Here is a 2275-nt window from a genome sequence, read left to right on the forward strand (position 1 = left end):
TTGAATGCTGTTTGTCAGGGGCAGCGGTCGGCAGACGGATTTTTTCATTTTGGGGCTTGACTTTTAATAGTTAGTCTCCAAATTTTTGCAAACAAAAAAGACCCCATCGGGTCTTGCGTTACGGGTCAGCGTTCGTTGTGACGCTGCTGTTTTCTCTGCCACGCATCCAGAAGCTGAATAATTTTTTCTTCCATTTGCCGAGGCGTATAGCTGCGTGGAAAGTATTTTCGTAGGATGTCGTTTTTGATAGTTACAGTGTCCTGCTCACTCTTCTTTTCCTGCCCCAAAATGTCAAACGCCTTTTCATAGGTGAACTCACCACACTGCGCCATCTTCTTTAGTTGCTGAGCCTGCGATACAGATGGGGCATTTTGGGTACCATCCATAGCTTCTAAAAAATCCCGCTGTTGGCTTTCGTTCAGATAGGACAGCTCCACAGCGGGATTGAAGGAGATCTTCTTTTCATCTACCATGTCCAGCAGTTCCGGGATAAGGTTGGTCAGGCGGATATAACGTCGAACTGTATCACCGCTTATGCCTTGGTCTTTGGCAACTGCATCATCGCTGCGGAACTTCGCCGCAACTTGCGGCGAAGTTAAATCCGACCTAGCACCTTGATTTTTTATCGCTTCCAGCTTCATTTTGTAGGCAAGAGCCCTCTCACTGGGCAGGATGTGTTCACGTTGGAGATTGCTGTCCACCATCAATATCACAGCAGCATCGTCCGACATCTGCCGCACAATGACCGGCAGGGTGTCCAGCCCGGCAAGTTTAGCCGCATACTGGCGGCGGTGCCCGGAGATGATCTCGTAGCCACCCTCTGGGCGAGGGCGGGCAATCAGCGGAGCCAGCACACCGTACTGTGCGATGCTCTCCACCGTCCGGGTCATGGCTTCATCGTCCAGCACCTTGAAAGGGTGGTTGGTGAAGGGGTGCAACTCGTCAATGGGAATCTGCTGTACCTGCTCCCGCTGTTCCTCCTGTCGGTTTTCTTCGGTGGAAAACAGGTCATCTAGCCCTTTCAGAGCTAAGTTTCCGCTGTCGATCGGCATCCGCCAGCACCTCCTTTGCAAGAGATTTGTAGGCTTCTGCCACCTTGCCCTTGGGGTCATAGGCAAAGATGCTTTTGCCTGCCGCACTGGTTTCCGCTGCTCGGACGGAGCGTGGGATGGTCTGTTCAAACACCTTCAGGTGCTTTCCGTATGCCTGCCGGATCAGATTGCTGATCTGTTTTCCGTAGTTGGTGCGGCTGTCGGTCATGGTCAGCAGAATACCCTCGATTTTCAGCTTCGGGTTGATCTGCCGCCGGACCTTTTGGACGGTCTGCAAAAGCTGTTCCAGACCTTTTGCGGACAGGTATTGCGCCTGCACAGGAATCAAGGCAGCGTCTGCCGCCGCCAATGCGTTAATCGTCAGCATCCCCAGCGAGGGCATACAGTCCAGCAGAATAAAATCGTACTCCCGCTTGGCACTGTTCAGCACCTGCTTCAGCATCTTCTCCCGGTTCATACTGTTCACGAGGGCTACTTCCAGCCCTGCCAGTTCGATGTTTGCCGGAATCAGGTCAACGCCCTCTGCGTGGTGCAGAATGCCCTCGCCGGGCTGGATGGGCTGGTCGTTCATGGCTTTCTGCATCAGGGTGGAAAGGGTGGTGGGCAGTTCATCGGGCTGCTGCCAGCCCATGCTGATGGTCAATGACCCCTGTGGATCAGTGTCCACCAACAGGACTTTCTTGCCCTCCATCGCTAGACCGATGCCCAAATTTTCACAGGTGGTGCTTTTTCCCACACCGCCTTTTTGATTGGTGACTGCGATAATCGTAGCTTTCTTTGCGATAACATCACCCCGCTTTCGGTGAACCGCGCGCAAAGTCGTGGTTCGTTTTGTTCTGATAGTAAAGGTTCATGGTGGTGGGCGCATTGTAGAGCATTGCCAGCAGATACTGCTTCATGTTCCGCACCGGGGCGGTGTTTTCTGCCAGAGAATCCAGCACAAAACGGATGTGGTCGGCGTTCAGCTTTTTCAGCCGACTGCGTACCACCTCGGTGGGCTTGTCATCTCCCGCAATCCGCAACATCTTGCGTTTGGTGAAACAGGTGTCCACAAGCAGGTCTACGATCTGATAGATGGTGTCCTCATCATCCGGGCAGAGCCGGAGCAAAAGGTCTACCTCTAACGCCTGATAAAAATAATCTTCGAGCTGCTCCCGGATGCCCCCGGAATAGATAGGGTCAGGATCGTTCCACTCTGTTTTATTCTTATCAGTCTTATTTGC

3 protein-coding genes are annotated in these 2275 nt (G+C 52.8%); all 3 read right to left on the reverse strand.

Annotated elements, in window-relative coordinates; all coding sequences use genetic code 11:
- Positions 1-125: 125 nt before the first annotated feature.
- Positions 126-1052, reverse strand: a complete 927-nt coding sequence (locus AAAU26_RS06470; RefSeq protein ID WP_158401761.1) for a ParB/RepB/Spo0J family partition protein — start codon at positions 1050-1052, stop codon at positions 126-128.
- Entirely contained in the window at positions 1009-1836 is an 828-nt protein-coding gene (locus tag AAAU26_RS06475; RefSeq protein WP_158401781.1) for a ParA family protein, read from the reverse strand. The genes AAAU26_RS06470 and AAAU26_RS06475 overlap by 44 nt, the downstream gene beginning before the upstream one ends.
- Positions 1837-1840: 4 nt before the next feature.
- The coding region (locus AAAU26_RS06480) for a DUF6017 domain-containing protein (RefSeq protein ID WP_349180967.1) at positions 1841-2275 on the reverse strand (435 nt) is incomplete at its 5' end.

Source organism: Faecalibacterium longum, assembly GCF_040094125.1.
In the GTDB taxonomy this organism is placed as follows: domain Bacteria; phylum Bacillota; class Clostridia; order Oscillospirales; family Ruminococcaceae; genus Faecalibacterium; species Faecalibacterium longum.